The organism is Halomicrobium urmianum, from assembly GCF_020217425.1.
In the GTDB taxonomy this organism is placed as follows: domain Archaea; phylum Halobacteriota; class Halobacteria; order Halobacteriales; family Haloarculaceae; genus Halomicrobium; species Halomicrobium urmianum.
The window spans coordinates 2,457,781-2,483,614 of sequence record NZ_CP084090.1; the positions used below are offsets into that span (position 1 = coordinate 2,457,781).

The 25,834-nt window shown below is 68.2% G+C and carries 23 protein-coding genes; 11 read left to right on the forward strand and 12 right to left on the reverse strand.

The features are described from left to right. Positions 1–10: 10 nt before the first annotated feature. The 4 genes from LCY71_RS12275 to LCY71_RS12290 all read right to left on the reverse strand — a co-directional run bounded on the left by LCY71_RS12275 (position 11) and on the right by LCY71_RS12290 (position 3,398). Positions 11–520 (reverse strand): hypothetical protein, encoded by a 510-nt coding sequence (locus LCY71_RS12275; RefSeq protein ID WP_225333434.1) that lies wholly within the window; start codon positions 518–520, stop codon positions 11–13. Between the two features lie 176 nt (positions 521–696). Continuing rightward, the gene (locus LCY71_RS12280; RefSeq protein WP_225333435.1) at positions 697–1,149 is read right to left on the reverse strand and encodes a DUF1214 domain-containing protein; all 453 of its coding nucleotides are present in this window, start codon (positions 1,147–1,149) and stop codon (positions 697–699) included. 276 nt (positions 1,150–1,425) lie between these two features. Continuing rightward, a complete protein-coding gene (locus tag LCY71_RS12285) occupies positions 1,426–1,650 on the reverse strand; it encodes a DUF1254 domain-containing protein (RefSeq protein ID WP_225333436.1) in 225 nt (74 codons plus the stop codon). Between the two features lie 299 nt (positions 1,651–1,949). Further along, complete coding sequence (locus LCY71_RS12290) at positions 1,950–3,398, reverse strand: DUF1254 domain-containing protein (protein WP_225333437.1); 1,449 nt, start codon at positions 3,396–3,398, stop codon at positions 1,950–1,952. A 765-nt stretch (positions 3,399–4,163) separates the two neighbouring features. Between LCY71_RS12290 and LCY71_RS12295 the strand changes: the two genes are divergently transcribed. Then, positions 4,164–6,653, forward strand: a complete 2,490-nt coding sequence (locus LCY71_RS12295) for a DNA topoisomerase I (protein WP_225333438.1) — start codon at positions 4,164–4,166, stop codon at positions 6,651–6,653. A gap of 84 nt (positions 6,654–6,737) precedes the next feature. Here LCY71_RS12295 and LCY71_RS12300 read toward each other — a convergent pair whose 3' ends face one another. Further along, positions 6,738–7,160 (reverse strand): Rieske (2Fe-2S) protein, encoded by a 423-nt coding sequence (locus tag LCY71_RS12300; protein ID WP_225333439.1) that lies wholly within the window; start codon positions 7,158–7,160, stop codon positions 6,738–6,740. Between the two features lie 334 nt (positions 7,161–7,494). Between LCY71_RS12300 and LCY71_RS12305 the strand changes: the two genes are divergently transcribed. Then, positions 7,495–8,055 (forward strand): universal stress protein, encoded by a 561-nt coding sequence (locus LCY71_RS12305; protein ID WP_225333440.1) that lies wholly within the window; start codon positions 7,495–7,497, stop codon positions 8,053–8,055. Here the strand turns inward: LCY71_RS12305 and LCY71_RS12310 are convergent. Next, complete coding sequence (locus tag LCY71_RS12310) at positions 7,983–9,005, reverse strand: restriction endonuclease (protein ID WP_225333441.1); 1,023 nt, start codon at positions 9,003–9,005, stop codon at positions 7,983–7,985. The two genes, LCY71_RS12305 and LCY71_RS12310, sit on opposite strands and share 73 nt — an antisense overlap. 124 nt (positions 9,006–9,129) lie before the next feature. Between LCY71_RS12310 and LCY71_RS12315 the strand changes: the two genes are divergently transcribed. The 3 genes from LCY71_RS12315 (at position 9,130) to LCY71_RS12325 (ending at position 11,261) form a co-directional block, all read left to right on the forward strand. Next, positions 9,130–9,843 (forward strand): phosphoglycerol geranylgeranyltransferase, encoded by a 714-nt coding sequence (locus tag LCY71_RS12315; protein ID WP_225333442.1) that lies wholly within the window; start codon positions 9,130–9,132, stop codon positions 9,841–9,843. A 380-nt stretch (positions 9,844–10,223) separates the two neighbouring features. After that, positions 10,224–10,589: a cellulose binding domain-containing protein gene (locus tag LCY71_RS12320; protein WP_225333443.1), complete on the forward strand. Its 366-nt coding sequence runs from the start codon at positions 10,224–10,226 to the stop codon at positions 10,587–10,589. 105 nt (positions 10,590–10,694) lie between these two features. Then, complete coding sequence (locus LCY71_RS12325; protein WP_225333444.1) at positions 10,695–11,261, forward strand: fibronectin type III domain-containing protein; 567 nt, start codon at positions 10,695–10,697, stop codon at positions 11,259–11,261. A gap of 76 nt (positions 11,262–11,337) precedes the next feature. Here LCY71_RS12325 and LCY71_RS12330 read toward each other — a convergent pair whose 3' ends face one another. Both LCY71_RS12330 and LCY71_RS12335 read right to left on the reverse strand, forming a co-directional pair. Further along, positions 11,338–13,542, reverse strand: a complete 2,205-nt coding sequence (locus tag LCY71_RS12330) for a universal stress protein (RefSeq protein WP_225333445.1) — start codon at positions 13,540–13,542, stop codon at positions 11,338–11,340. Positions 13,543–13,840: 298 nt separating this feature from the next. Further along, positions 13,841–14,338, reverse strand: coding sequence for an Lrp/AsnC family transcriptional regulator (locus LCY71_RS12335; protein ID WP_225333446.1), 498 nt, complete (start codon positions 14,336–14,338; stop codon positions 13,841–13,843). A 106-nt stretch (positions 14,339–14,444) separates the two neighbouring features. Between LCY71_RS12335 and aspS the strand changes: the two genes are divergently transcribed. The 3 genes from aspS to LCY71_RS12350 all read left to right on the forward strand — a co-directional run bounded on the left by aspS (position 14,445) and on the right by LCY71_RS12350 (position 17,403). Then, entirely contained in the window at positions 14,445–15,743 is a 1,299-nt protein-coding gene (gene aspS, locus LCY71_RS12340) for an aspartate--tRNA(Asn) ligase (RefSeq protein WP_225333447.1), read from the forward strand. A gap of 310 nt (positions 15,744–16,053) precedes the next feature. Continuing rightward, entirely contained in the window at positions 16,054–16,716 is a 663-nt protein-coding gene (locus tag LCY71_RS12345; RefSeq protein WP_225333448.1) for an AIM24 family protein, read from the forward strand. Positions 16,717–16,782: 66 nt separating this feature from the next. Continuing rightward, positions 16,783–17,403: a hypothetical protein gene (locus LCY71_RS12350; protein ID WP_225333449.1), complete on the forward strand. Its 621-nt coding sequence runs from the start codon at positions 16,783–16,785 to the stop codon at positions 17,401–17,403. A 13-nt stretch (positions 17,404–17,416) separates the two neighbouring features. On the opposite strand, the gene LCY71_RS12355 is transcribed toward LCY71_RS12350, so the two are convergent. Both LCY71_RS12355 and LCY71_RS12360 read right to left on the reverse strand, forming a co-directional pair. Further along, complete coding sequence (locus LCY71_RS12355) at positions 17,417–17,929, reverse strand: PIN domain-containing protein (protein WP_225333450.1); 513 nt, start codon at positions 17,927–17,929, stop codon at positions 17,417–17,419. Further along, positions 17,926–18,228, reverse strand: coding sequence for a UPF0175 family protein (locus tag LCY71_RS12360; RefSeq protein WP_225333451.1), 303 nt, complete (start codon positions 18,226–18,228; stop codon positions 17,926–17,928). The genes LCY71_RS12355 and LCY71_RS12360 overlap by 4 nt, the downstream gene beginning before the upstream one ends. A 103-nt stretch (positions 18,229–18,331) precedes the next feature. Between LCY71_RS12360 and LCY71_RS12365 the strand changes: the two genes are divergently transcribed. Then, positions 18,332–19,159: a pantoate kinase gene (locus LCY71_RS12365; protein WP_225333452.1), complete on the forward strand. Its 828-nt coding sequence runs from the start codon at positions 18,332–18,334 to the stop codon at positions 19,157–19,159. A gap of 15 nt (positions 19,160–19,174) precedes the next feature. Here the strand turns inward: LCY71_RS12365 and LCY71_RS12370 are convergent, their stop codons facing one another. Both LCY71_RS12370 and LCY71_RS12375 read right to left on the reverse strand, forming a co-directional pair. Next, complete coding sequence (locus tag LCY71_RS12370; RefSeq protein ID WP_225333453.1) at positions 19,175–20,584, reverse strand: sugar porter family MFS transporter; 1,410 nt, start codon at positions 20,582–20,584, stop codon at positions 19,175–19,177. Positions 20,585–20,778: 194 nt separating this feature from the next. Next, a complete protein-coding gene (locus LCY71_RS12375; protein WP_225333454.1) occupies positions 20,779–22,212 on the reverse strand; it encodes a right-handed parallel beta-helix repeat-containing protein in 1,434 nt (477 codons plus the stop codon). A gap of 316 nt (positions 22,213–22,528) precedes the next feature. Here LCY71_RS12375 and LCY71_RS12380 point away from each other — a divergent pair, with 316 nt between their 5' ends. Together LCY71_RS12380 and LCY71_RS12385 are read left to right on the forward strand one after the other, a co-directional pair. Further along, positions 22,529–23,266, forward strand: coding sequence for a 4-phosphopantoate--beta-alanine ligase (locus tag LCY71_RS12380; protein ID WP_225333455.1), 738 nt, complete (start codon positions 22,529–22,531; stop codon positions 23,264–23,266). Next, on the forward strand, positions 23,263–25,821 hold the full coding sequence (locus LCY71_RS12385; RefSeq protein WP_225333456.1) for an AAA family ATPase: 2,559 nt from the start codon (positions 23,263–23,265) through the stop codon (positions 25,819–25,821). The genes LCY71_RS12380 and LCY71_RS12385 overlap by 4 nt, the downstream gene beginning before the upstream one ends. Positions 25,822–25,834: the final 13 nt, after the last annotated feature.

Below are 25,834 nucleotides of genomic sequence, written 5' to 3' on the forward strand. Positions count from 1 at the left end.
CGGCGGTGCCCTACTCAGCCGTCCGCTCTCGCGCGTCCGGGTCTGCGCTGAGCAGGACCGCGAACACCGCCACGGCGGTCAGTTCGACCGTCTTGATGACCCCCTCGATCGGTTCGGTCACGTAGTGATCGTAGATAGTGTACAGCACGGACCCGCCGTGGCTGTGACCCGAGTCCGTCTCGGGGGCCGGGAGGTCGGCGAACAGCGCCCCGTGGCCCGTCTCGTGCCAGACGACCCAGGCGAGGAAGGACAGTATCATCAGCGCGAGGCCGGCCTGGTAGGCCCGACGCAGGGAGACCACGTCCCTCGTGACGAGGTACGGGCCGGCCAGCACCGCGACGGCGAACGCGACGAACAGGAACGGCCGGGGATCCGGCGGGATGCCCTGCCCGGCCAGCGCGGCCGTCGCCTGCAGGTAGACCAGCATGCGCGGGAACCCCCACCAGAGGTGGTAGGCCGCGGTGGCGAAGACCAGCGCCGCGGCGGCCCCTCGGAGCCAGCGGACGGTGCGGTCGTCCATACGCCGAGAATACGACGGAGCACGTATGAGTGCGTCGAAGCGCTCTCGCGACCACACAGACAGCAGCGGAGACGTTCGGCACACGGCCGTCGGCAGCAGCGGGCAGACGAGTCGAAGGCCGACGTCGCGGCGATCCAGTCGCCTGAAGCGCCGGGACCGACATCCGTGCGTTTGCCTCACTCCACCGGCCGGGCTTCGGGGAACTGATAGCGCCCGTCGAGAACCGGCTCGCGTGGCCGGTAGAGTCGGACGATGTACTGCCAGTCCTCCGGCGTGTAGATGAAGTTCGGCTGGTCGGTGTCGCCGCCGAAGTGGATGGTGACGCTGCCGTCGTCGTCCCGCTCGGCGGTCACGTTGCTGATCGAGTACGCCTCGTACTCGTTCGGCTCGAGTAACCAGTCGCTATTGTAGACGGTGACCGGCCAGAACCCGTCGACGGGGACGCTGTTCGGATCGTCGATGGTGAGCGTGTACGGCGTTTCACCGTCGTTCTGTTCGGGATAGCGCATCACGAGCAACGCCTCCGACGGTTCCGGAATTCCACCCGGTCCAAACGCCACGGAGCCGACGTAATGCTTGACGGGGTCGACTTCGTCGACGTCGCCGTAGACGCCTGCCAAGTCATCCATCGTTTCCCCGACTGTGACGAGCGCTTCGCGGAGTTCTCCGAGCGATTCTCGGTCCCAGTTGGGAACCTCGAACGTTCCTGACGATTGTTGGCTTACCGTCGTCGCGTCCTGTAGTCGATGGGCCTCCTCCATATCGTCTGGATCGCTACGGTCCACGAACGTACGCATGAGGGCACTGACGTACCGGGTTCCGACCTCGTCCTGCGTCAACGTGTACTCGCCAGAATCGTAGAGAACTCCCTTCACGTACTGGTCTTGGTTGGTGAGAACGATCGACTAGTATCGGTCACCGGTGTCTGGTTTCGTGATGGTGAGCGGTTCGGTGAGGTCGAATATACCCCACGAATACAGCGCGTCAGCAATCGGGGCCTTGGGTTGGGTTTGTTGCTCCTCGGCGGGTGGGAAATCACGGTAGTGCTCGAACGCGCCTAGTCCATCGCTTTCGACATGTGACTCGAAGTAGGTGTCCGTCTGGGCGCGAACGACGTTCTCCCACGTCACCGGAATCGACTCGTCATCGTCTATCGTCCCGGTTTCACTCTGGTGGTCGTCTCCGGGGAGTCCTTGCTGGCAGTGACGCTGCCAACACCGAGTGCAAGTAATCCTGCGAGGCCCGCCCCGCGAAGCGCGGTTCGGCGGGTCGCCCGTAGCAGTTCGGCGTTGGATTCAGCTGTCGTATCGTGTGTATCGTCGCTCATGACTATCGATTATCTCTTTGATTGGAATCTGTTCGCACGAACCTGCGGCATGCCGAGGATGCAGCAGGCCACCTCTCCGGTTGAAGACGATGGTTGCACTCATCACTCCTCCACGGGGGTGACCTCCGGCATATCGTAGGAGCCGTCGACCAACGACCAGCGGGGGCCGTAGAACCGGGCTGCGAAGCGCATGCCCCCTTCGGGGGCCGGCAGCCAGTTCCTCATCTGCTCGGGAGCGGCCGGTCGCTCGTGCTGGACGTAGATGACGAGTTCGCCGCTTTCAGTGTGCAACTGGCCCGATTCGAGCATGTAGCTGTTGATGGTGTAGCGGTCAAGTTCGTTGTCGACGAAGTAGCCCTGCGCGTCGTAGATGGGAATCGACCAGAACTCGGTGACCGGCGGGAGGTCGTCGAGGTCGAACGTGATGGTGTATCGCTCCGACCCGTCGAGTTGCTCGCCGTTCGCGTCGGTGAATCGGAGCGCGCCGACGTGGGAGCTGGGCGAGTCGGGGCCCGCATAGCCGAAGTCGGCCAGGATGGCCCGCTTCAGCCAGTCGGTCCTGAAGTCCCCCGTCGGCGCAAAGATCTGCCAGCCGTTCATGTCGATCAGGCTCTCCTGAGCAGCGCCTCTTACGCGCTCGAACCCGCTCTCGAATCCGGTGGTCAGCGCCTCTTGCACGTCGGTATCGAGGCTAGACCAGTCGAACTCCATTCCAGGGCCGATGCCGACCCGTTCCAACCGGTCGAGCATCGCGGCCTCCTTGCGAGAATCGTCGATGAGCGACAGGCTCGGGTCGTTCAGGACGAGGTCAAGCAGGGTGAAGAAGTCCGCTGCGGTCTGGGTTTCGACCTGCCTGGTCGTGAGTTCCTCCATCCGCGGGAATGTCTCGTAGTCGCCGGCGGCGACCGGCCTCTCCGACCGAGGGACCCCAGAGTAGCCGTTTTCGAGCCACTGGCTGAGCGGGGTGATAGTGGTCTGCTCGTGGAGGTCGTTGATGTGAGCTATTTCGGATTCGTCCGTTTGATCTTTTAGCGCGTACCGGACGATGATGAACAGACTCTTCGTCTCTGCCTGAGCGACGTCGGTCGCAGGGAACTCGCTCGGAATCTCGCCGTCGTAGCCGTCCGGTAGTATCAGGTACGACCGCGCGTCGGTGCCGTTGAACTGGTTCCCGGCGTAGAGGGGAAAGATGCCGTACTGATTCATCAACTGCAGGGAGAAGTACCGGTCGGTGACCTCGGGCATCTCGATGACGACGGGTTCGTCCTGGAGGTCGAGGAACCCCGCACCGTACAGGGTGGTGGCGTTCGGGGTGACGATAGCCGTGAAGTCGGCCGTTATCGGTCGGCCCTCGTTGGGACGGTGGAACCGATTGACGCCCGCGAAGTCGTCGCTGTCCTCGTTCTGCGTGAAGTTGAAGCGGGTCTCGTAGAAGATGACCTGCTGGAGGCCGTAGCGGTACGCGTCTTCTGCGATCGATGCCACTTCGGTATCCGTACCGGCGTCCTGACTCTTTTTGGACTCCCGATCGGCGGCGACTGTCCGCGTCACCGGTGGTCCGCCGAGCGCGAGTGCTGCGATTCCGCCTCTCCGGAGCGTCTGTCGGCGTGTCAGTCGATCCATGTTATCGATCCCGTGTTGTGGCCTCGTCCCACTGCTTCGATCTACGTTAGGCTGCCCGGAGTCACATTGTTATGAACCGTTCCCGGGGCCGTATTCTGGTCTTTCCACGGAGGGATTGACGCTGACTGGCCGCGGTGGGCGGTGATCGATATTCCGCTCCTCCCCACCACGGCAGTACGCTCTCCGAATACTCGGTAGCGTGTCCGTTGTGAGCGAGTGTCCGTGTCGAACCCGTCGGCAAACCCTCCAGTTGAGCCGCTCGCCCGGAGGACGAGAGTCAACTGCAGTCTACCGGAACGGTCGTGCGGGACGGGCACCCGCTGTCCAGCACGGCTGGTGAACCCCTCCATCGATCGAGGAGTCTAACAGCGCCAAACCCTTCGTTTTCGCGACTGCGAGAGCGGAGTTCGCTCGAACGACGCTACTCACTCCGTCGCGGTGCTCGCGTCTCCCGGGAGATTTCGGTGTCCTCACCGCCGTCGCGCCTGCAGCGCATCCGACCGTGAGAGAGGGAGGGAAAAGCCGGGAATCCTAGTGGCCCACCGCACGCCCGCGCACACGAGCGAACGCGCCCGCCCGCAAGTGCCCGCGAGCGTCCGCACACCCGCGCTATCCGCCGATTTCGCGCCGAAAGGCTTTAGGAGCGAGTCGGACCTATCTGGGGGTGATGACCGAACGGACGGGTGATGAGCCGTGGAACTGATCATCACCGAGAAGGAGAACGCGGCCCGGCGCATCGCCGAGATCCTCAGCGAGGGGACCGCGGAGGCCGAGCGACGCAACGGCGTCAACGTCTACCGCTGGGGCGGCAAGCGCTGCGTCGGCCTGTCGGGCCACGTCGTCGGCGTCGACTTCCCGCCGGAGTACGCCAACTGGCGGGACGTCGAGCCGGTGGAACTGGTCGACGCCGACGTGACCAAGGAGCCGACCCAGGAGAACATCGTCGCGACGCTGCGCGAGCAGGCGCGCAAGGCGGAGTCGGTCACCATCGCGACCGACTACGACCGCGAGGGCGAGCTCATCGGCAAGGAGGCCTACGAGCTGGTCCGCGAGGAGACCGACGCGCCCGTGGATCGGGTGCGGTTCTCCTCGATCACCGAGCGCGAGGTGCGGGAGGCCTTCGCCGACCCCGACGAGATCGACTTCGACCTCGCGGCGGCCGGCGAGGCCCGCCAGACGATCGACCTGGTGTGGGGCGCCGCGCTCACGCGCTTTCTCTCGCTGTCGGCGCGGCAACTGGGCGACGACTTCATCTCCGTCGGCCGGGTGCAGTCGCCGACGCTGAAGCTCATCGTCGACCGCGAGCGGGAGATCCAGGCGTTCGAGCCCGACGACTACTGGGAGATCTTCGCGGACCTGACCAAGGACGGAACGGCCTTCGAGGCCCAGTACTTCTACGACGACGACGGCAGCGAGGCCGAGCGCGTCTGGGACGAGGACGCCGCCGACGCGGCCTTCGAGGACCTGCGGAGCGCCGACAGAGCGACCGTCACCTCCGTCCGCCGGCGGACCCGCACCGACGCGCCGCCGGAGCCGTTCAACACCACGGCCTTCATCTCCGCCGCGGGGTCGCTGGGCTACTCCGCCCAGCGCGCCATGTCGCTGGCCGAGGAGCTGTACACCGCCGGCTACATCACCTACCCGCGGACCGACAACACCGTCTACCCGGAGGACCTCGACCCCGAGGCGCTGCTGGACTCGTTCGTCGGCAGCCGCCAGTTCGGCGACGACGCCGAGGCGCTGCTGGAGCAGGAGGAGGTCGTCCCCACCGAGGGCGACGAGGAGACGACCGACCACCCGCCGATCCACCCGACCGGCGAACTTCCCTCCAGCAACGAACTGGACGAGGACGCCGCGGAGGTGTTCGAACTCGTGGTGCGGCGGTTCTTCGCGACCGTGGCCGAGCCCGCGACTTGGGCGCACCTGCGCGTCGTCGCGGAGGCCGAGGGCCGGACGATGAAGGCCAACGGCAAGCGCCTCCTCGAGGAGGGGTACCACGCCGTCTACCCCTACTCCAGCGCGGACGAGACGTTCGTCCCCGAGGTCGAGGAGGGCGAGGACCTCGCCATGAGCGACGTCGAACTCGAGGCCAAGCAGACCCAGCCGCCGCGCCGGTACGGCCAGTCGCGACTCATCCGCAAGATGGAGGAGATGGGGCTGGGGACGAAGGCGACCCGCCACAACACCATCGAGAAGCTCTACGACCGCGGGTACATCGAGGGCGACCCGCCCCGGCCGACCGCGCTGGCCGACGCCGTCGTCGAGGCCGCCGAGGAGTACGCCGATCGCGTCGTCAGCGAGGAGATGACCGCCCAGCTGGAGCGGGACATGACCGCCATCGCCGAGGGCGAGGAGACCCTCGACGAGGTCACCGACGAGTCCCGCGAGATGTTAGAGCGGGTGTTCGAGGAGCTGCGGGCCTCCCGCGAGGAGATCGGCGACTTCCTCCAGGAGTCGCTGAAGGCCGACAAGACCCTCGGCCCCTGCCCCGACTGCGGCGAGGACCTCCTCGTACGCAGCTCCCGCCACGGCTCCTATTTCGTCGGCTGCGACGGCTTCCCGGACTGCCGGTACACGCTCCCGCTGCCCTCGACCGGCGAGCCCCTCGTGCTGGACGAGGTCTGCGACGAGCACGACATGCACCACGTCAAGATGCTCGCCGGCCGGGACACCTTCGTCCACGGCTGCCCACGCTGCGAGGCCGAGAAGGCCGACGAGACCGACGACGAGGTGATCGGGACCTGTCCCGAATGCGGTGAAGAGCACGGCGGGGAACTCGCCATCAAGCGCCTCCGCTCGGGCTCCCGACTGGTCGGCTGTACGCGCTACCCCGACTGCGACTACTCGCTGCCGCTCCCGCGCAACGGCGACGTCGTCGTCACCGACGAGGTCTGCGACGAGCACGACCTGCCCGCGCTGGAGATCCACGACGAGGAGGACGACGACGACCCGTGGGAACTGGGCTGTCCCATCTGCAACTACGCCGAGTATCAGGCCCGCAACGCCGTCGACGACCTCGAGGACCTCTCCGGCATCGGCTCCGCCACCGCCGAGAAACTCGAAGCCGTCGGCGTCGAGGACCCCGAGGACCTGACCGAGGTCGACCCCGGCGACGTCGCCGCCAACGTCCAGGGCGTCAGCGCCGACCAGATCGAGGACTGGCAGGCGGAACTCGCCGACTGAGCTGAACTCTTTTCCGGGGACGTCTGTTGCCACTCCGGCACATCTTCAGTTGAGAACCAGTGGTGGTGACAGCATCAGTTGTTCCTAGAACCCGATGTGTGAGGTAGAGCTCGGGCCGTCGTCCTCGTCGTCGCCCGCCTCGCGCTCGCCCTCGTGCAGGAAGTCGTAGTCGCCGTCGACGAGGTAGACGGTCCCTTCGTCCGTCTCGATGTCGACGTCGGGCAGGGTGGTGTCCGCGGCCGGACCGTTGTCGCAGTAACCCGAGCAGCCGTCGAACAGGGACCCGTGGCGGGGGCAGATGATCTTGCCGTCGCGCATCGCCGCCCCGCGACCCGTATCCAGGCGCTGGTTCTGGTGGGTACAGCGGTTGAGCCACGCCTCGACGCCGTCCTCGCAGGGCACCAGCAGCGCCTCCTCGGCGTCGCCGCGCTCGTTCGTCGCAGTGAACAGCCACGACCCCTCCTCGCGGACCGTCTCGACGCTCGTGAGTTCCGTGCGGCCGGCCATACCCGTTGCAAGCGCCGTCCCGGACAAAGAGCTTCCGTCGGGTTCGAGCAGACCGTTGCCCGCTATCGTACTTCTGAGTATGATACTCTAGAGTATCATTCTCGCAGTTCCCGACCTCGCCAGGGTGCGAACTGGAGACCCCGAACGGCGGATCCATCATCGGTCGACAGGGATTCGACGCCCGAATTCTCGACGTATAGGCGCTCAACGACCATTATAATTGATATCGGTGTCGAAAATATTTGCGTTCTGGTAGGTCGTAGTGTAGAGTAGACACCGCCCGGTCGCGACCGCGCCGTCGAACGTCGTCGCGGCCGCGCGGGCACCTCCCACCATGTCCGTAGAGACCCCATCCGCACAGGCACAGACCGGAGCCGTCGACCGCGTGGTCGCCGCGGCGGCCAGCGAGGACGAGGCCGCCGTGCTGAGCGAGACCGTCAGCGCCGTCGCCCCCGGCGCGACCGTCCACGCGCTGTACGTCGTCGACACCGCCGCAGAGATGGACCACTTCGACCCGGTCGTCGAGCGCGCCGAGCGCCGCGGCGAGGCCGCCGTCGACGCGCTGGCCGAGGCGCTGGCACCCGACCACGACGTGGTCCGGCACTTCCGCTACGGCGGGCCGGGCGAGGAGATCACCGCCTACGCCGCCGACCACGACGCCGACATGGTCGTGGTCGGCAATTACCGGCGGACCGGACTGGACCAGCTGAAACACGGGGCCAGCGTCGTGGGGACGGTTCGGCGGCGCGCCGACGTACCCGTGCTGGCCGTTCCCGTTGGAAGTGACAGTACAGAAGAGCAGAAACGTTCTCTTACACGCTCTCAGCGTCGGACGACCTTTTTGCTTCGACCATCTCGCTCTACAGTGACATCTGGGAGAACAGTCAGCCACTGAACGACTGTACTCGCCCGACGCTGGACACTCGATTCAGAGAGCGTCGTCTCCGAAGCCATAATCCCACGGACGTCGTCGTAGCCCAGTTCGCCGTTTTCACCGAGATCCGCGTAAATTCGCTGCACGATCTCGACGTTTCGAATCGCGTCCGCCAGGAGTGCCGTCGCTGAGGTCTCGTCCCCACTGTCGTGGAGCGCTAGATACTCGACGCCGCCTCTCGTCAGTCCCCAGCGCCGAACCTCGCGATTGTCTACGATTTTCGGTGTATCTTTGTGAACAAATCCCAGTAGCCAGCCCGCTGTGCCGTACAGGTCAGCGTGACGGGCAGCGAACGATTCGCCGAGTTCAGTATTGACGTAGGACGTGATCTTCTCTTTCGACCCGTCCGTGGCATCGATAGCCCGAAGGAAGAGCCGGAGCGTCTCGAAGCTATTGGCTAGCGGGACTTCGTTAGACGGGACCACGTCCTCCTGTTCTGGTTTCTCGAACGCCTGCCAGAATTCCGGCGCTGTTTCCAGGCCGGCACTCGTCTCCGTGATCCCGATACCGCTGTCCACCATGATCCCAGCGAGCGTTCCGCCATCTACGAGACAAAGTTGAGCGTCATCGGCCTCCTCAACCGCTGGGCCGGTAAAAGAACTCGACGTGATGTACGTGCCAATTTGGTGGTCGCCGCGTGCGAGAGCCCCTCGAAATCTCTGTAGCGAACCGAGTCCAACGGTGTTTCCCTCCGAATATTGCTTGACCTGCACACCGAGCCACGCTCGGATAATTCCCTCATCGATAATCCCCTCGATGTCGATCCCCTCGTCTTGCCGGAACGCGGTGACCTCCAGAGACTCCGTGTCCAGACGACGAACCAGAACCATCTTGCAGAGAACTTCGAACTGGTCCGGCGACACCTCGTAGATCCGGTCCTGGAGGTGATCGTGCATCGCGGCTGCCTGCATAGCGCACGCGTCAATACGCGGCCGCATAAGCGTTCGTCTGAACTCCGGCCGGACCGCAATCGCGCTGCAAGTGCTTGGCTACCCTTCCGAAGCGGTTATACGCCCCCGCCAGAGTCACTCCGTTATGAGCACGTGGGCGGACTGGGATCACGTCGTGAAGATCGACCCGGACAAGAGCCTGGTCGAGGGCGAGACGTTCGAGGACGTCTGCGAGACCGGGACGGACGCGCTGGAGATCGGCGGGACGCTGGACGTCACCAGCGAGAAGATGGAGCGGGTGATCGACGCCTGCGCGAAGTACGACGTCCCGCTGTACCAGGAACCGTCCAACCCCTCGGTCGTCGTGGAGGACGAGGCCGTGGACGGCTACCTCGTCCCGACCGTCCTCAACGCCGGCGACCTCGCCTGGACGACGGGCTTCCACAAGGAGTGGGTCAAGACCAGCGACGTCGACTGGGACCGGACGACGACGGAGGCGTACGTCATCCTCAACCCCGACTGCAGCGCCGCCCAGCTGACCCAGGCCGACACCGATCAGGACGCCGACGACGTGGCGGCCTACGCCGAGATGGCCGAGCAGATGCTGGGCCAGGAGATCGTCTACGTCGAGTACTCGGGTACGCTGGGCGACCCCGAGAAGGTCCGGGCCGCCCACGAGGCGCTGGAGGAGTCGACCCTGTTCTACGGCGGCGGCATCCGCGACTACGAGTCCGCCCGCCAGATGGGCGAGGTCTCGGACGTCGTCGTGGTCGGTGACCTCGTCCACGACGAGGGCGTCAACGCCGTCCGCGAGACCGTCGAGGGGGCGGCCGACGCGGCGGCGACGGCCGAGCGCTGAGCAGCCCCGTTCGTCACAACGGCGGACGAGCAGTTTCCGTCTGACGCACTCCACCAGAGGTGTGCGCGGATAATTTTACCTACATTTGGACAGAACCATCCTCTAGAGACCGGGCACTGGGGTCGGGGGTCGGCCGTGCGCTCGGCGAGGACAATGACGCGCGAGACCGGAGACAGATCGCGAACGGGGGAATCGGAGACGAACGGCGGGGGGACGCCACACCGCACGGGGCGGCGGGCGTTCCTGAAGGCCGGACTGGTCGGCCTGGGCACCGTCGCCGCGGGCGGCCGGGCCGTCGGCCGCGCGGCGGCCGTCGCGAAGGACGACTACAACCTGGCCCACGCGCTCCAGCAGTCGCTGTACTTCTTCGACGCGAACGAGTGTACACCTACTACGGCGAGGGCGACGAATCGGTCGAGGGCTTCCCGCCGGACGAGGAGCCCATCGACCCCTACTTCGTCGAGGCCCGGGTCGAGACCGACTCCTCCGAGATCGCCGAGATCGAGGCCTTCGTCGACAACGTCGCGATCCACCCGCCGCGCTTCGAGGACGGCCTGAGCGTCCGGTACTACTTCGACGCGAGCGGCATCGACGAGCCGGAGGGACTGACGGTGGACGTCTACTACGACCAGACCGACGCGCAACCCGGACAGGCCGCTGAGGTCGTCGGGCCGGGACCCTACGACGAGTCCGGGGACGTCTACTACGTCGAGTTCGACTACTCGGGGATCCAGATCGCCGGCTAATACGGACTGACCGTCGCGCTCAGCGACTACGCGAACGCCAGCCTCGACGCCAGTAGCGACTGGAGCTTCCAGGGGCTCGACGACGAGCGCGCGAAGACGGAGTACGTGCCGGTCTACGTCGACGGCGAACTCGCGTTCGGCCGCGAACCCGGCGGTGACGCGCCCGACGAGACCGCACCCGCACCTCCGACGCCGCTCTCGGTGACCGGCATCGGCCCGACCGCGATCGGTCTCTCCTGGAGCGCGGTCACCGACGACGGCTCCGGCATCGAGCACTACGCCATCTCCGGCGACGGAATCCAGCGGACCACCGTGCCCGCGGGCACGACCTCGACGACGCTGGAGATGCTCTCGCCGGCGACCGACTACGAGGTCGCCGTCCGGGCCGTCGATGGCGCCGGCAACGGCTCCGAGCTGGCGACGGGGTCCGCGACGACCGCCACAGTCGAGGACGGCCCCGACCCGCTCGACGGGACCGAGCCGACCGACCCCGACGAAGACGGCGTCTACGAGGACCTCAACGGCAACGGCGAGACCGACTACTCCGACGTCGTGCGCTACTTCGACGAGATCGACGGCGAGTACTTCGCGGAGAACGCCGAGTACTTCGACTTCAACGGCAACGGCGAGGCCGACTACAGCGACCTCGTCGCCCTGTTCCAGGCGGTGTAGGCGGGACGACGGTGGGGGAGACCGGACGCGGACCGCGTTCGGAGCCCGGTTGCGACCTGGCCGCCGTTCCGCCCCGTCAGAACACGAACCGCTCGACGATTCGGCGGAGGGGTCCGGGCCGTTCCGATTCCCGGGGCTGGATCTGGATCGCGGTGCAGTCGACGGTGTCGACGATCCGGTCGGCGGGGCGGCCGAACAGGCGGCCCCGGAGCCGGCCGCCGTCGGTGCCGATGACCAGCACGTCGGCGGGGTCGGTCAGGTCGACGAAGTCGCTCGCCCGGTCGTCGGACTCGACGACCGATCGCTCGACCGGGACCGAGCACAGCCCCTCCAGCTCCGCCAGGTACTCGTCGATCGTCGCCCGCTGGGCCTCGGTCGCGTCGGCGTCGACCCGGTAGACGAGGTCGATCGGCGAGCCCGTCTCGCTGGCCAGCGCGTTCGCGACGGCGATCTTCTGGGGGTCGAAGGGCCCCCGGTCGGCGACGACCGAGACTGACTCGACCTCGGCGAGGTCCCGTTCCTCGACGAGCAGGACGTCGCAGGGCGCGTTCCGGGTGATCCACTCAGTGGTCGATCCGAACAGGGAGGCGTACAGCGGTTCGTCGGTCCGCTCGACGACGAGGAAGTCGGCGTCCTCGTGGGCGGCGAAGTTGACGACGGCGTGTTTCGTGTCGTGGCTGACGATCTCCCCGTAGTGGACGGGAACGTCGAACTCCTCGGTGAGGTCCGCCGTCCGGCGCTCGAACTCGACGTCGGCGGCCGACTGCACCTCGGAGGCGTGTTCCAGCGGCTCCTGGTCTGGCACTTCGTCGAACTGGACGACGGTGACAGAGCCGTCGTTCTCGCGGGCGATGTCGGCCGCGATCCGCAGGAGCGACCGCTCGCGGGCCTCGCTCGTGTCCTCGGTGATCGCGACCAGCACCTCGTATCCGTCGACGTCCTCGAACAGCGACCGGGTGCGCTCGACGGCCTGCCGGCCGACCGAGCGGCGGACGACGTCCGTGGCGGCCCCCTCACGCTCGACGCGGTCGCGGGCGTAGTAGAAGTACCACAGGACGGAGCCGACGGTGATGACGGCCGCCCCCACGAGCGGGACGGTCCCCATGAAGCCGATCAGCAGCAGGCCGCCGAGGATGCCGAGGATCTGCGTCCACGGGTACAGCGGCGACTCGAAGCTCGGATCGTAGTCGGCCGCCCCCTCGCGGAAGGCGATCACGGCACCGTTGACCAGCGCGAACACGACGATCTGGAAGGCGCTGGCCAGTTTGGCGATGTCGGAGACGGGGACGAAGGCGATCAGGAAGAGCATGACCGCGCCCGTGAGCGTGATGGCCCGCGCGGGCGTCCCGAACCGGTCGTGGACCTCGGTCAGCGACTCCGGGGCGAGGGCGTCGCGGGCCATCGCGAAGGGGTACCGCGACGAGGAGAGGATGCCGGCGTTGGCCGTGCTGATCAGCGCCAGCACCGCGGCCAGGATGATGGCGACGACGCCCGGCCACGCCAGCGCCGCCTCCGCCGCGTCGATCATCGGGACCGACTCGCTGAGGCCGCCGGGCTCGGTCACGCCGACCATCACGACGACGATCAGCACGTACAGCAGCGTCGTGACACCCAGCGACGCGAGGATCCCCAGCGGGAGGTTGCGGTCCGGGTTCTCGACCTCCTCGGCGACGCTGGCCACCTTGGTCACGCCGGCGTAGGAGACGAACACGAAGCCCGTCGCCGCCAGCAGGCCGGTCGGCCCCTCCGCGAAGAAGTTCCCGTAGCTCGCTGCGTTCGTCGCCGGGAGGCCGCCGACCACGAACCACGCCATCGCCGCGAGCATGACGACGACGATGCCGACCTGCAGGCGGCCGGTCTGCTTGGCGCCGACGATGTTCACGACGATCAACAGCGCCGCCAGCGCCAGCGCGACGGGCGTCTCCGGCAGGTCCGTCAGGTACAGCAGGTAGGGGATCCCGCCGACCAGCGCCAGCGCGCCCTTGAAAGAGAGCGAGAACCAGGTGCCGACGCCGGCGATCGTGCCCAGAAGCGGCCCCATCCCGCGCTCGATGTAGATGTACGTCCCCCCGGCCTCTGGCATCGCAGTGGCCATCTCCGACTTCGAGAGCGCCGCCGGGAGCACGAGCAGGCCGGCCAGCAGGTACGCCACGATGACGGCCGGGCCCGCCATCTTCAGGGCCAGCCCCGGGAGGATGAAGATGCCGCTCCCGATCATCGCGCCGATCGAGATGGCGATCACCGCCGGCAGGCCGAGGTCCCGTTCGAGTTCCTTCCCCATCGTTACCTCCGCCGCCGGCGGTCGCCGTCGCTACCGGGTCGCTCCGGTGGTCCGATTCCGCCGGCGGCTCCGTCGAGAGGTGTCGTATAGCAGGTCATGGTGGGTGGAGCGTCGGTCGCGGACAGTCGAGTCCGGCGACGCCCGGACGCCGAGCGGTGGCCGTCGATCGCCGTTGGCCGTCCAGTGGTCGCCGCTGCCCGTCGCTATCTGAACTCTTCTTCCGGAACGGGATAAAGAGTGCTATTGTAGTCCGGATCCGGAAATGAACGAATGGTATATTCCTGTATCGGAAGTATAGCTAGTCGGCCTCGCCCTCGGCGTCGACCTCGGTCGCCGTCGGGCCGAACAGGTGGAGGGGCTGCTCGTACTCGTTGCGGATCAGGTCCTCGTCGACGACTTCGAGGCCGACGTCGTTGAGCTCTCGCCCGATGCGGCTGAGGTCGTTGCCGTCGACCCCGACGACCTCGACCTGCACGTTCTCCGCCCCGGTCATCACCTCCCGGACGGCGACGACGCCGGGCACCTCCAGGGCGCGCCTGGCGATCTCCTCGCGCTCGTGGATCGGCGCGGTGCAGACGATCAGGGTGTGTAACTGGTAGCCAGCGGCCTCGTAGTTGACCTGCGCGCCGTACCCCTCGATGATGCCCGCCTCCTCCAAGCGCTCGATCCGGTTGCGGACGGTCCGCGGCGAGACGTCCGCCGACTCGGCCACGTCGCTGGCGGCCGTCTTGCGCGAGTTGTGCTGGAGCGCGTGGAGGATGCGCCTGTCCAGGTCGTCTATCGGACGGTCGACCATACCGGCCGGCTTCGTCATCCCCCCACCTAAGCGTACTGTCGGCCGCTGGCCCGGCCGGCGGGCTCGAAAGACTGTTCTTAAGTCACGTCCTCCAGAACGGACGCCCATGGACGAGCGAACCTACACCGCGGACGCCGAGCCCGGCAAGACAGTCACCGTGGCCGGCTGGGTCCACGAGATCCGGGACCTCGGCGGCATCGCCTTCCTGATCCTCCGGGACAAGTCCGGGAAGATTCAGGTCAAGTTCGAGAAGGACGAGATGGACGAGGACCTCGTGGAGACGGGGCTGAACGTCCACCGGGAGTCCGTGCTCACCGTCACTGGCGACGTCGAGGAGGAGCCCCGCGCGCCCACCGGCGTCGAGGTCACGCCCGACTCGCTGGAGGTCGTCTCCGAGGCCGACCCCGAACTGCCGCTCGACCCCTCCGGCAAGGTCGACGCGGAACTCTCAACGCGGCTGGACAACCGCACGCTGGACCTCCGCAAGGACGAGGTCAAGGCTATCTTCGAGATCCGCGCCGAGGTCCTGCGCGCCGTCCGCGAGCAGTTCCGCGAGCTGGGCTGCACGGAGATCAACACGCCGAAGATCGTCGCTACCGGCACCGAAGGCGGCACGGAGCTGTTCCCGATCACCTACTTCGGCCAGGAGGCCTTCATGAACCAGAGCCCCCAGCTGTTCAAGCAGCTGATGGTCGGCTCCGGCCTGGAGCGGGTGTTCGAGATCGGCCCGATCTTCCGCGCCGAGGAGCACAACACGCCGCGGCACCTCAACGAGGCCACCTCCATCGACTTCGAGTCGGCCTTCTACGACCACGAGGACGCCATGGACGCCTGCGAGTCGGTCGTCCGCGCCGCCTACGAGGTCGTCGAGGCAAACTGCCAGGAGCAGCTGGAAGCCCTCGACCTGCAGGACGACTTTTCGGCCCCCGCCGAGAGCTTCCCCCGGCTCACCTACGAGGAGGCCATCGACCGCATCAACGCCACCGGCGAACTCGACGAGCCGCTCGTGTGGGGCGACGACCTCTCCACCGAGGCCGAGCACGCCCTCGGCCAGGACGTCGGCCAGCACTACTTCATCACCGACTGGCCCAGCGAGATCAAGCCCTTCTACATCATGGACAAGGACGACGAGGTCTCCACCGGCTTCGACATGATGCACCCCGAGATGGAGCTGGTCTCCGGCGGCCAGCGTGAGCACCGCCACGACCAGCTCGTCCAGGGCTTCGAACAGCAGGGCCTGGACCCCGAGGCCTTCGAGTACTACACCAAGATGTTCAAGTACGGCATGCCGCCCCACGCCGGCTGGGGCCTCGGCGGCGAGCGCCTCATCATGACGATGCTCGGCCTCGGCAACATCCGCGAGGCGGTGCTGTTCCCGCGAGACCGACAGCGACTCAGTCCGTAGGACTGGTCGCTGGCCGTCGAGCGGGAGCTCGGGAGAGCTTTGCTCTCTCGGTGTTCCCGCGGGATCGCCAGCGTTTGTCGCCGTAAGCGACAAACCTTGGAGCCAGCGAGACGAGCGGTGCGTGGTTCGAGCGGAGCGAGAACCACGAGTGCGAACGGCGAAGCCGTGAGCGGAGCCAGTCTCGCAGGACCGCCAGCGTCTGAGCCCGCAGGCGAGGACTCCGACACTGCGATTCGCACGGACCGCGACCGAACCTTCTTTCTCCCGTCGCTGCGACGCGCCGAGCGAGCCGCCCTGGCTCCCTGATACCATGGACATCGAAGACTTCGCCTCCGAGAACGAACCGACCGAGACCGACGCGCCCTTCGAACTGGAGAACAGCTACACCCTTGACGTGGACGTCGACGGGACCGTCCTGGCCAAGGCCGGGTCGATGGTCGCCTACACGGGCGATCTGTCCTTCACCGGCAAGGCCTCCGCGGAGGGCGGGATCACCGGCTTCCTCAAGGAGGCCGCAACCGGCGAGGGAACGCCCGTGATGACCGTCGAGGGCGACGGCCACGTCTACCTCGCGGACCGCCAGAAGAAGGTGCAGGTCCTCGAACTCGACGCCGACGACGCCATCACGGTCAACGGCGAGGACGTCCTGGCCTTCGAGTCGGACCTCTCCTACGAGATCAGCACCATCGACAGCCTCGCGGGCTCCTTCGCCGGCGGCCTCACCAACGTCTACCTCGAGGGCCCGGGGTACGTCGCGCTGACCACCCACGGCGACCCGCTGGTGCTGGAGCCGCCCGTCTCCACCGACCCCAGCGCCACGGTCGCCTGGAGCGGGACGTCGCCGGACGTCGAGGTCAACAAGAACCTCTCGGACATGATCGGCCAGGAGTCCGGCGAGCGATTCCAGATGAACTTCGACGGCGACGGCGGCTTCGTCGTCGTCCAGCCCTACGAGGAACACGGCGGGGCCTGACTCCCTGCCGGAACCGCCGCGGACAGTCGCGCCAGTCCTTTCTTCCTGCCCGGCCAACCGCGAGTGATGGAGTGGACGGTGTACAACTTCGAGTGCGCCGACGCGGACGCGCGGGAGTCACTGCTCGAGTGGTTCGAGGCGACCAGCCCGGTCGAGATTCCCGAAGACGACGACAGCGTCCATGGCGTGCTCACCGACGCCGGCGGCGAGGAGATCAGGGCGGATCTGGCGTGGATCGCCGAGTACGTCTACGTCCTGACGAATCCGCGGGTCGACGGCCTGCTCGACGACTCCGCCGACCGCTGGGAGCGGGCCGTCGTCGCCGAGTTCGACAGCACGACCGAGACCTGTGAGGAAGCGACGCTGTACCGCAGCGAGGGCGGTGAGGCCGTCGAACAGGCCCGCTACGAGGGCGTCGAGGAACTGGGCGGGCAGGGGATGGTCTACCGCTTCGCCATGGACCACCAGTTCCGCTTCCGGGCGTTCGCGCACGCGCCGCCGGCCCCCACGATCACGAAGCACTTCGGCGCGTTCGACGCCGTCGTCGGACTGGGCTGGGGCAGCGACGGGACGGACGTCTTCGAGCGCGAAACCGGCGTCTCACCGACGGCGCAGGGCGTGGCGTTCCTGGAGGACGACCCGGTTCTCGACGAGGGCGAGTTCTACGAGGCGGACGGTTCGAGGTGAGTCCACCGTTCAGTCACTCGGCGACTTCTCCCACTGCCCGCTCCCGGAGTTCGCCGGTCATGTGGAGGCCGTGCTGGTCGATCCGGCGGACGATGCGCTTGGCCTGGCTGGGCTTGAGGTACTTGTCCTCGATGGTCGCCCGGACGACGACGCCGAAGCTACTGGAGACCTCGGCGCCCAGGCCCTGTGCCAGCCGGCGGACGGTGCGGTCCTGCGAGAGGACGGCGACGGCCGTCCGGTCCTCGGGGTCGCGGTGGGCGAGCACGCCGGCGATCACGGCGACGCTGGCTCCCAGCGGGCGGCCGAGCAGCGAGCGGGCTTGCTCGGCGTGCTCCCCGTCCGCGGTCGTCTCGACGTCGCCGGCGTCGAGGTATCCTTCGAGGTTCGTCGCCGCGGGCTCGACGTCCACGGCGTCGGCGACGGCCTCGGGGATCACCACGTCGCCGTCGAACGCGTCCAGCAGCGAGAGCTCCCCCACCTGGCCGAGGTCGTACAGCGTCGTCGGGCCGACGTAGATGCGCGTCATAGTTCAGTCGCGGTGTCGGCGTCGATCTCCAGATCGGAGAGGTCCAGTTGCGTCGTGAGGTTGCGCTCGCGGGCCACGTCCAGCCACTCGGCGATCGAGAGATCGGCGATCTCGGCCGCCTCCGCCGCGGAGACGTCGCCCGACTGGTACCGCTCGACGGCGACCCGCACCCGCAGCGTCTCCAGGCCCTCCCGCAGGGCCTTCCGGATGGTGGTCGATCGGTCCTCCGAGAGCATGTCCGCGACCGCGTCCAGTTCCTCCTTCTCCTCGGCCGGCAGCCGCGCGCTGATCGTCGGCATGTGTGCGTCCGATTACGGCGTCACACATAAGCGCACCGGGGGACCGTCCGGGCGACGTGTCGGGACCGTCAGCGCTTAATCGCCGCGGCGGCAGGAGTGAGCCATGACCGAGGCCACGGCGTTCGTCCCGGGACACGTCACCGGCTTCTTCACCGCGGAACCGGCCGAGGACCCGATCGAGGCGGGCTCGCGCGGGGGCGGCCTCGCGCTGGGAGACGGCGTGAGGGTGACCGTCAGCCCCGCCGACGAGCGGTCGGTCCGGCTGAACGGCGAGGCGATCGAGGTCGGCGCCGTCGAGCGCGTCCTCTCGGCGCTCGACGCGACCGTCGCGGTCCGGGCGGAGACGGACCTGCCGCTCGGATCGGGGTTCGGCGTCTCCGGGGCGACGGCGCTGGGCGCGGCCCTCGCGGCCAACGCCGCGCTCGATCGGGGCCTCTCGGAGAACGAACTCGTCGCCGTCGCCCACGGCGCCGAGGTCCAGGCCGGGACCGGACTGGGCGACGTGGTCGCGCAGGCCCGCGGCGGCGTCCCGCTCCGGCTCGAGCCCGGCGGACCGGAGTACAACTACGTCGACGCCGTGCCCGCCCGCGGGCGCGTCGAGTACCTCGTCCGCGGCGAACTCGATACGGAGGACGTCATCACCGGCGACACGGAAGAGCTGACCGCGGCCGGCGAGCGGGCGCTCTCGCGGGTAGTCCGCGAGCCCACGATGGACGGGTTCATGCGCGCCTCGCGGCGGTTCGCCCGCGAGGCCGATCTGCTGACGCCCGCGGTCCGCTCGGTCGTCGAGGACGTCATCGAGGCCGGCGGCGACGCCTCGATGGCGATGCTCGGCGAGACCGTCTTCGCGCTCGGCACGGGGCTGACCGACGCCGGCTACGACGCCGGCGTCACCGAGATCCACCCCGGCGGCGCGACGCTGGAACCGTGAGAATCGGAGGGGTCGTCAGTCGTCCGCCTCGTCGCCGACCGCGCCGGCGGGCGTCGACCCGACGCTCGCGCGGAGGTCGGCCTCGATGGCCTCCAGCGAGCGGCCCTTCGTCTCCGGGACGTACCGGTAACTGAAGACCAGTGCGACGACGCTGCAGGCGCCGAACAGCCAGAAGGTCCACGACTGGCCGACGCTGGACCGCAGCATCGGGAAGGCCAGCGAGACGATCAGGTTCGCCAGCCAGTTGGCGACGGTCACCAGCCCCATCGCGCTGCCCCGGACGGACAGCGGGTAGATCTCCGAGGCCAGCAGCCAGAACACCGGTCCGAGGCCGATGGCGAAGAAGGCGACGAACAGCATCAGGCTACCCGTGGCGGCCCAGCCGAGAACGCCGTCGAAGCCCGGAAGGTAGAAGACGGCGCCGAGGATCCCCAGGGTCGCGACCATGCCGCCGATGCCGACCAGAAGCAGCGCGCGGCGGCCGACGCGGTCGATCAGCGCGATGGCGACGATCGTCATGATCACGTTGACGGCGCCGATGCCGACCGTCGCGAGGATCGAGGTGACGTCGCCGAAGCCGGTCGACTCGAGGACGGTCGGCGCGTAGTACATGACGGCGTTGATGCCGGTCACCTGCTGGAAGACGGCGAGCCCGAGGCCGACGATCAGAGCCGGGCGGAGCCACGACTCGAACAGGTCGCTCAGTCCCGTCCCGGACTGCTTTGCGACCGTCTCCTCGATCTCCGCGAGTTCCTCCTCGACGCCGCTCTGGCGAGTGCGCCGGAGGACCGCCCGGGCCTCGTCCTCGCGCCCGCGCTCGTAGAGCCAGCGGGGGCTCTCGGGCATCTTGGCCATTCCGACGGCGAGGACGACGGCCGGGACCATCCCGGCACCGAGCATCCACCGCCAGGCGCCCGCGCCGGCGAAGGCGTAGTTGACGAAGTACGACGCCAGGATGCCCACGGTAACCATCAGCTGGTTCAGCGACGTGAGCGCGCCGCGGATCCGCGGCGGTGCGATCTCCGAGATGTACAGCGGCCCAACGATCGACGCGAACCCGATGGCGAGCCCGTCGATCAGCCGCCCTGCGACGAGCACGGGGACGTTCGGGGCGACGGCCATCAGGAACGACCCGACGAAGAACACGCCCGCGCCCAGCAGGATCAGCCGCCGGCGACCGAGGCGGTCGGACAGGCGACCGCCGACGGCCGCCCCGAGTGCCGCTCCCGCCATCGCGCCGCTGACGACGATTCCCTCCACCAGCGGGGACATGGTGAACGTGTCCTGAATGTAGAGGAACGCGCCGGAGATGATTCCGGTGTCGAACCCGAACAGGAGCCCGTTGAGCGCCGCCAGCGCCGCGGCGAGGTAGATGAACCGCCCACCCTCGCCGTCGACGAGACGGCGTACGTCTGCCATTGACATAGTTGCGAACGGGATAATTCTATCTAACGTTGGTAAAGAAGGGTTACGGTTTTGTTGTGGATAATCTTTGCTAGAAAATAGCCGGACGGCGCCGTGGTCGTGGGTGATAGAATGAGATAGTTAGCGGCGGTCGAACGAGAGAGTTGACGGCACGGGTCGGAACGATTCCGGCGCTCTGTCCGGGCGCGACTGGACTACCCGGACGCCGAGACGGACACGTTCGCCGACGCTTCGGCCGTTCCGCCCTCGCCGACGTTCACGGCCTCGACGGTTACGTCGTTTCCAACGTTAACTGCTCCTGAGGTCGCGTTCTCCCCGACGGTAACGTCGTCGGAGGTCGCGACGCCGGCGTCGCCGGCGTCGGCCGTCACGTCGCCGCCGGTCGAGGCGTCGATCGTGACGCTGCTCGTCGCGTCGTCCGAGGTGGCCTCGAGGTCGACGGACGCACTACCGTCCGTCGCAGTCACGTAGAGGTCGTTGACGGCGACGCCGTCAGCGACGGACTCGTCCGCCGAGGTTCGCAGCGCGGCGTCGGTGACGGTGCCGCTGACGGTCGTCCCGTCGATCCTGACGGTCTCGAGGACGTTGCCGGTTGACTCGTTCGTCGCGTGGATCGCCCACGCCGAGTTGCCGGTCAGCGTCACGTTCCGGTACTCGCCCTCGCTGGCGTCGTCGAGGTTGATCCCCGCCGGCTCGGCGTACGGGGCCGGGACCTCGGCGAGGGACTCCGGCACGTCGCCGGTCGTGTTCGCCACCGTGCTGTCCGTTACGGCGACGCGGTCGGAGCCGAACACGCCGAGACCGGTGTGGGCGCTGTCGGTGACCGTGGCGTTGCGGACCTGGCTGTCGTTCGAGACGAGCAGTTCGATCCCGACCGGGGAGCCCGAGACCGTGGCCCCGTCGATCGTCAGCCCCGGCGCGTACACCGCACCGACGGCGTTGACGCCGTTCGACTCCGCGGTGACGTTCGTGACGTCGCTCTCTGTCACGTTCACCGCCCAGAGCCCCCACTGGTTGTCGACCAGTCGGCTGTCCGCTGCGGTCACGTTCGTCGAGTCGAAGACGTCCATCCCGTCGGCGTTGGCCTCCGCGGTGACGTTCTCCATCCGAACGTCGGAGACGCCGTCCAGATAGACGCCGAAGTATAGCCCCGTGACGGTGACGTCGCGGACAGTGACGTTCTCCGAACCGGCGGCGGCGACGCCGACGTTCGCCCACCGCTCGTCCGTGGCTACCGGGTAGTTCGCCAGCACCTCCGCGACGAGCGTCTCGTCGGCGGCCGTCTCGTTCTCGCTGAAGACGACCGACGGGGCCAGCGAGGCCGCCCGGAAAGCGGCGACGTCGCTCTCGTTCTGGCCGCCAGCGATCGCGTGTCCGTTCCCGTCCAGGACGACGTCGTCGGACGCGATCTCGATGCAGGTCCCGTTCGCGCCCTCGAGATCCGCGGCGAGGACGTAACTGCCCGGTTCAGTGATCGTCGTGCAGGCGTCGATCTCCGTCGGGCCCTGGGCGGCCTCCGTCTCCTGCGCTGCGGCCGCGCCCGTCGCCGCCCACCCGAGGCCGACGACCGACGCGACCAGCAGCACCGATGCGACGACTGTAGCTACCCGCGTGCTGTCTCGTGGCATGCCCGGATCCACCGACGGCGACGCCTTTGCTATGACGCGGATAGTCGGCGACAACGACCGGTTACCGATCCGCCCCGGGCGCGGCGGGCGGGTTCGGTCGGTCGACGGGCGGGCGGAACCTCCGGCACTGGCGATTTCGGGGAGTTCCCCGGCGTTCCGAGCACGACCCGCTAACGCCGACGTAAACGACGCGCTATCCGGATCAAATCGGCGATTGAATGCGGGGTGAGCCGGTCGGCAGGTCCGGTCCGGCACGGTTCTCCACGATCGTCGCGGATAGCGGGCCGTTTTTTACCCCTCGCGCGGAGGTGAGACCATGAGCGACGTGGACGTTCCGGAGAGTCACCCTCGCTACGAGTCGCTGCTGACGCGACACCGGATCGAGGCGGGGGTCGAGAAGGGCATCACGTCCCGGCAGGGGCTGATCGCCCAGGGCCGGGGTGAGGCCTTCGACTACCTACTGGGGGAGGAGACCGTCGAGAGCGCCGACCGGGCGGCGCGAGCCGCGGCGGCGCACCTGCTGCTGGCCGACCACCCAGTAATCTCGGTCAACGGCAACGCGGCCGCGCTGGTGCCCGGGGAACTGGTCGAACTGGCCGACGCGACCGGCGCCGACCTCGAGGTTAACCTGTTCAACCGCACCGAGGAGCGCATGGAGGCCATCGCCGACCACCTCCGCGAGCACGGCGCCGAGGACGTGAAGGGACTCGCCGCGGACGGGCGCATCCCCGGCCTCGACCACGAGCGCGCGACGGTCGACGCCGACGGCATCGGCGACGCCGACGTGGTCGTGGTCCCGCTCGAGGACGGCGACCGCGCCGAGGCGCTGGCCGAGATGGGCAAGACAGAGGTCGTGATCGACCTGAACCCGATGTCGCGGTCGGCGCGGAGCGCCGCCGTCCCCATCGTGGACAACATCGTCCGGGCCGTCCCGAACGTGACCGAACACGCCCGCGACCTGGCGGGCGATACTGCCGCCCAGCGCGACGCCGTCGAGGCCTTCGACGCCGAGGACGCGCTCGCGGCCGCCGAGCGAGCCATCAGAGAATCATGAGCCTGCCGCCGTACGTCTACGCCGACCGTCGCCTGCCCGACGCCGACGAGGTCCGCGCGGCGCTCCGGCGGCGCGACCTGACGAAGTTCGGCGGCGACGAGCGACTGGAGCGGCTCCACCGCGTGTTCTACCCCGTCTTCCGCGTCGAGTACGAGTACGAGACCGGCCGCGGGAAGCTCTTCGGGACGGACACCAAGCAGGCGGTCGCGCTGCTGGACGGCCTGTGGGACGACAACGACGAGCCCCTCTCGCAGTACGCCGGGGGCACCGACGACGTCGTCCGCCGGGCCACCGACGACTACGACTTCGGGACGGACCACCCCGGGCTGGGGCGGTCGGTGCTCCTGCAGTTCCAGGTGCCCACCGAGGAGGCCGAGTCGCTGCTCCCCCGCCGGATCACGGAGTACCGCGAGCAGTCCGGCGACGCCGCGAACGTCTTCCACCGGAAGCTCCGGGAGTCCTACGGGCTACCGGCCGACTTCGACCCCGCGGGCTTCGAGGACGTCGTCGACGTCGAGCGGTTCTACCTCCCGTTCTGGCTGGCCGAGTACCACTCGCCCCACAGCGACGACGTCGTGATGCTCTCGCTGCGCGACCCCGATCAGGACGAGGCGGCGTTCCACCGGGACGCCTGGCTCGCCGAGTTCGTCAGCGCCGACCCGCGGCGGCTCGCCGAGTACGGCTACGAGGTCGACCGCGACCGGATCGAACAGAACATCCGGGAACGCATCGGCGGCGGGGACGGTGACGAGCGCGGGGGCGGTGAGGCCGTCGAGGACGGCAGGCGCGACCGGGATCGGTCGGCCGACGACGGGGCACCGACGATAAACCTCGAGTCACCCGACGACGGCGGCGTCGTCCAGCCCGACGGCGTCGACATGGAGGCCGAGGGGCTGGTCGAGCCGAGCCCGGAGCGGAGCTTCGCCGACGTCGGTGGCATGAGCGGCCTGAAGGAGACGCTCAACCACAAGGTCGTCCGGCCGCTGGAGGACCCCGACGCCTTCGAGGAGTACGGCATCGGCGTCGTCAACGGCGTCCTGCTGCACGGCCCGCCGGGCTGTGGCAAGACCCACGTCGCCGGCGCGCTCGCCGGCGAGGTCGACCGCGCGTTCGTGGAGGTGTCGCCCGCCGACGTCACGAGCAAGTACATGGGCGAGCCCGCCCAGAAGGTGAAAGACCTGTTCGCCATCGCGCGGGCCAACGCGCCCTGCGTCCTCTTCATCGACGAGATCGACGGTATCGCCGGCTCCCGTGACGGCGACGAGAACATGAACGCCAGCGAGCAGCAGCTGGTCAACCAACTCCTGACCGAACTGGAGGGCATCGCCGACGAGGACGTCGTCGTCGTCGGCGCGACGAACCTCGTCGAGGACGTCGATGACGCCATCCGCCGCTCGGGCCGGTTCGACGAGCGCGTCGAGGTGCCCCCGCCGGACGCCGCGGCCCGCCGGGAGATCCTCCGGATCCACCTCGCCGGGCGGCCCACGGCCGGGGACCTCGAACTCGATCCCGTCGTGGAGGCGACCGCGGGCTACGCCGCCAGCGACCTCGAACTGATCGCCGAGGACGCCGCCCGGAAGGCGCTCCGCGAGGACGCCCCCATCGGGACCGACCACCTGCGCCGGGCCGCCGAGGAGACGGAGACGAGCATCGAGGATTGGGTCGACCCGGCCGAACTCGCCGGCGAGGATGGCGTCGTCCAGCCCGAGGGCGTCGACCTCCGGGCGAACTCGCTGGTCGACCCCGACCCCGACCGGGACTTCGCGGACGTCGGTGGGATGGCCGACCTGAAAGAGCGCCTCCGGGAGACGGTGCTCGACCCGATCGACAACGCCGAGACCTACGAGGAGTACGGCATCGACGTGCTCTCGGGCCTGCTGCTCTACGGCCCGCCGGGCTGTGGCAAGACCCACCTCGCCGGGGCGCTCGCGGGGGAGCTGGGCCACAGCTTCGTCGAGGTGTCGCCGGCCGACGTGGCCAGCAAGTGGATGGGCGAGCCCGCCCAGAACGTCGCCGAAATCTTCGAGGTCGCGCGGGCGAACGCCCCCTGCATCCTCTTCTTCGACGAAATCGACGGCATCGCGGGCTCGCGCCGCGGCGGGATGAACACCAGCGAGCAGCAGCTTGTCAACCAGCTCCTGACCGAACTGGAGGGGGCGGCCGACGACGACGTGGTCGTCGTGGGCGCGACCAACTTCGTCGAGGACGTCGACGACGCCATCCGCCGCTCGGGCCGGTTCGACGAGCGCGTCGAGGTGCCCCCGCCGGACGCCACGGCCCGTCGCCAGATCCTGGAGCTCCACCTCCGGGACCGGCCCGTCTCCGACGACATCGACTGGGACGCCGTCGTCGAACCAACCGCGGGCTACGCGGCCAGCGACCTCGAACTGCTGGCCGAGGACGCCGCCCGTAACGCGCTGCGAGACGGCTCGCCCGTCGGCCAGGTACACCTCGAGGCCGCAGTCCGAGAGACGCAGTCCAGCGTCGAGAACTGGGACGGCAAGGAACGGTACGCGACGGCCGACGGGACGAGCGACCTCGGCGTCGGCAGGTAGCGAACGACACCGG

Coding starts and splice junctions, on each gene's coding strand:
- LCY71_RS12275 (WP_225333434.1), bottom strand. CDS start 520: ATGGACGACCGCACCGTCCGCTGGCTCCGAGGGGCCGCCGCGGCGCTG.
- LCY71_RS12280 (WP_225333435.1), bottom strand. CDS start 1,149: ATGGATGACTTGGCAGGCGTCTACGGCGACGTCGACGAAGTCGACCCC.
- LCY71_RS12300 (WP_225333439.1), bottom strand. CDS start 7,160: ATGGCCGGCCGCACGGAACTCACGAGCGTCGAGACGGTCCGCGAGGAG.
- LCY71_RS12305 (WP_225333440.1), top strand. CDS start 7,495: ATGTCCGTAGAGACCCCATCCGCACAGGCACAGACCGGAGCCGTCGAC.
- LCY71_RS12310 (WP_225333441.1), bottom strand. CDS start 9,005: ATGCAGGCAGCCGCGATGCACGATCACCTCCAGGACCGGATCTACGAG.
- LCY71_RS12315 (WP_225333442.1), top strand. CDS start 9,130: ATGAGCACGTGGGCGGACTGGGATCACGTCGTGAAGATCGACCCGGAC.
- LCY71_RS12330 (WP_225333445.1), bottom strand. CDS start 13,542: ATGGGGAAGGAACTCGAACGGGACCTCGGCCTGCCGGCGGTGATCGCC.
- LCY71_RS12335 (WP_225333446.1), bottom strand. CDS start 14,338: ATGGTCGACCGTCCGATAGACGACCTGGACAGGCGCATCCTCCACGCG.
- aspS (WP_225333447.1), top strand. CDS start 14,445: ATGGACGAGCGAACCTACACCGCGGACGCCGAGCCCGGCAAGACAGTC.
- LCY71_RS12345 (WP_225333448.1), top strand. CDS start 16,054: ATGGACATCGAAGACTTCGCCTCCGAGAACGAACCGACCGAGACCGAC.
- LCY71_RS12350 (WP_225333449.1), top strand. CDS start 16,783: ATGGAGTGGACGGTGTACAACTTCGAGTGCGCCGACGCGGACGCGCGG.
- LCY71_RS12355 (WP_225333450.1), bottom strand. CDS start 17,929: ATGACGCGCATCTACGTCGGCCCGACGACGCTGTACGACCTCGGCCAG.
- LCY71_RS12360 (WP_225333451.1), bottom strand. CDS start 18,228: ATGCCGACGATCAGCGCGCGGCTGCCGGCCGAGGAGAAGGAGGAACTG.
- LCY71_RS12365 (WP_225333452.1), top strand. CDS start 18,332: ATGACCGAGGCCACGGCGTTCGTCCCGGGACACGTCACCGGCTTCTTC.
- LCY71_RS12370 (WP_225333453.1), bottom strand. CDS start 20,584: ATGTCAATGGCAGACGTACGCCGTCTCGTCGACGGCGAGGGTGGGCGG.
- LCY71_RS12375 (WP_225333454.1), bottom strand. CDS start 22,212: ATGCCACGAGACAGCACGCGGGTAGCTACAGTCGTCGCATCGGTGCTG.
- LCY71_RS12380 (WP_225333455.1), top strand. CDS start 22,529: ATGAGCGACGTGGACGTTCCGGAGAGTCACCCTCGCTACGAGTCGCTG.
- LCY71_RS12385 (WP_225333456.1), top strand. CDS start 23,263: ATGAGCCTGCCGCCGTACGTCTACGCCGACCGTCGCCTGCCCGACGCC.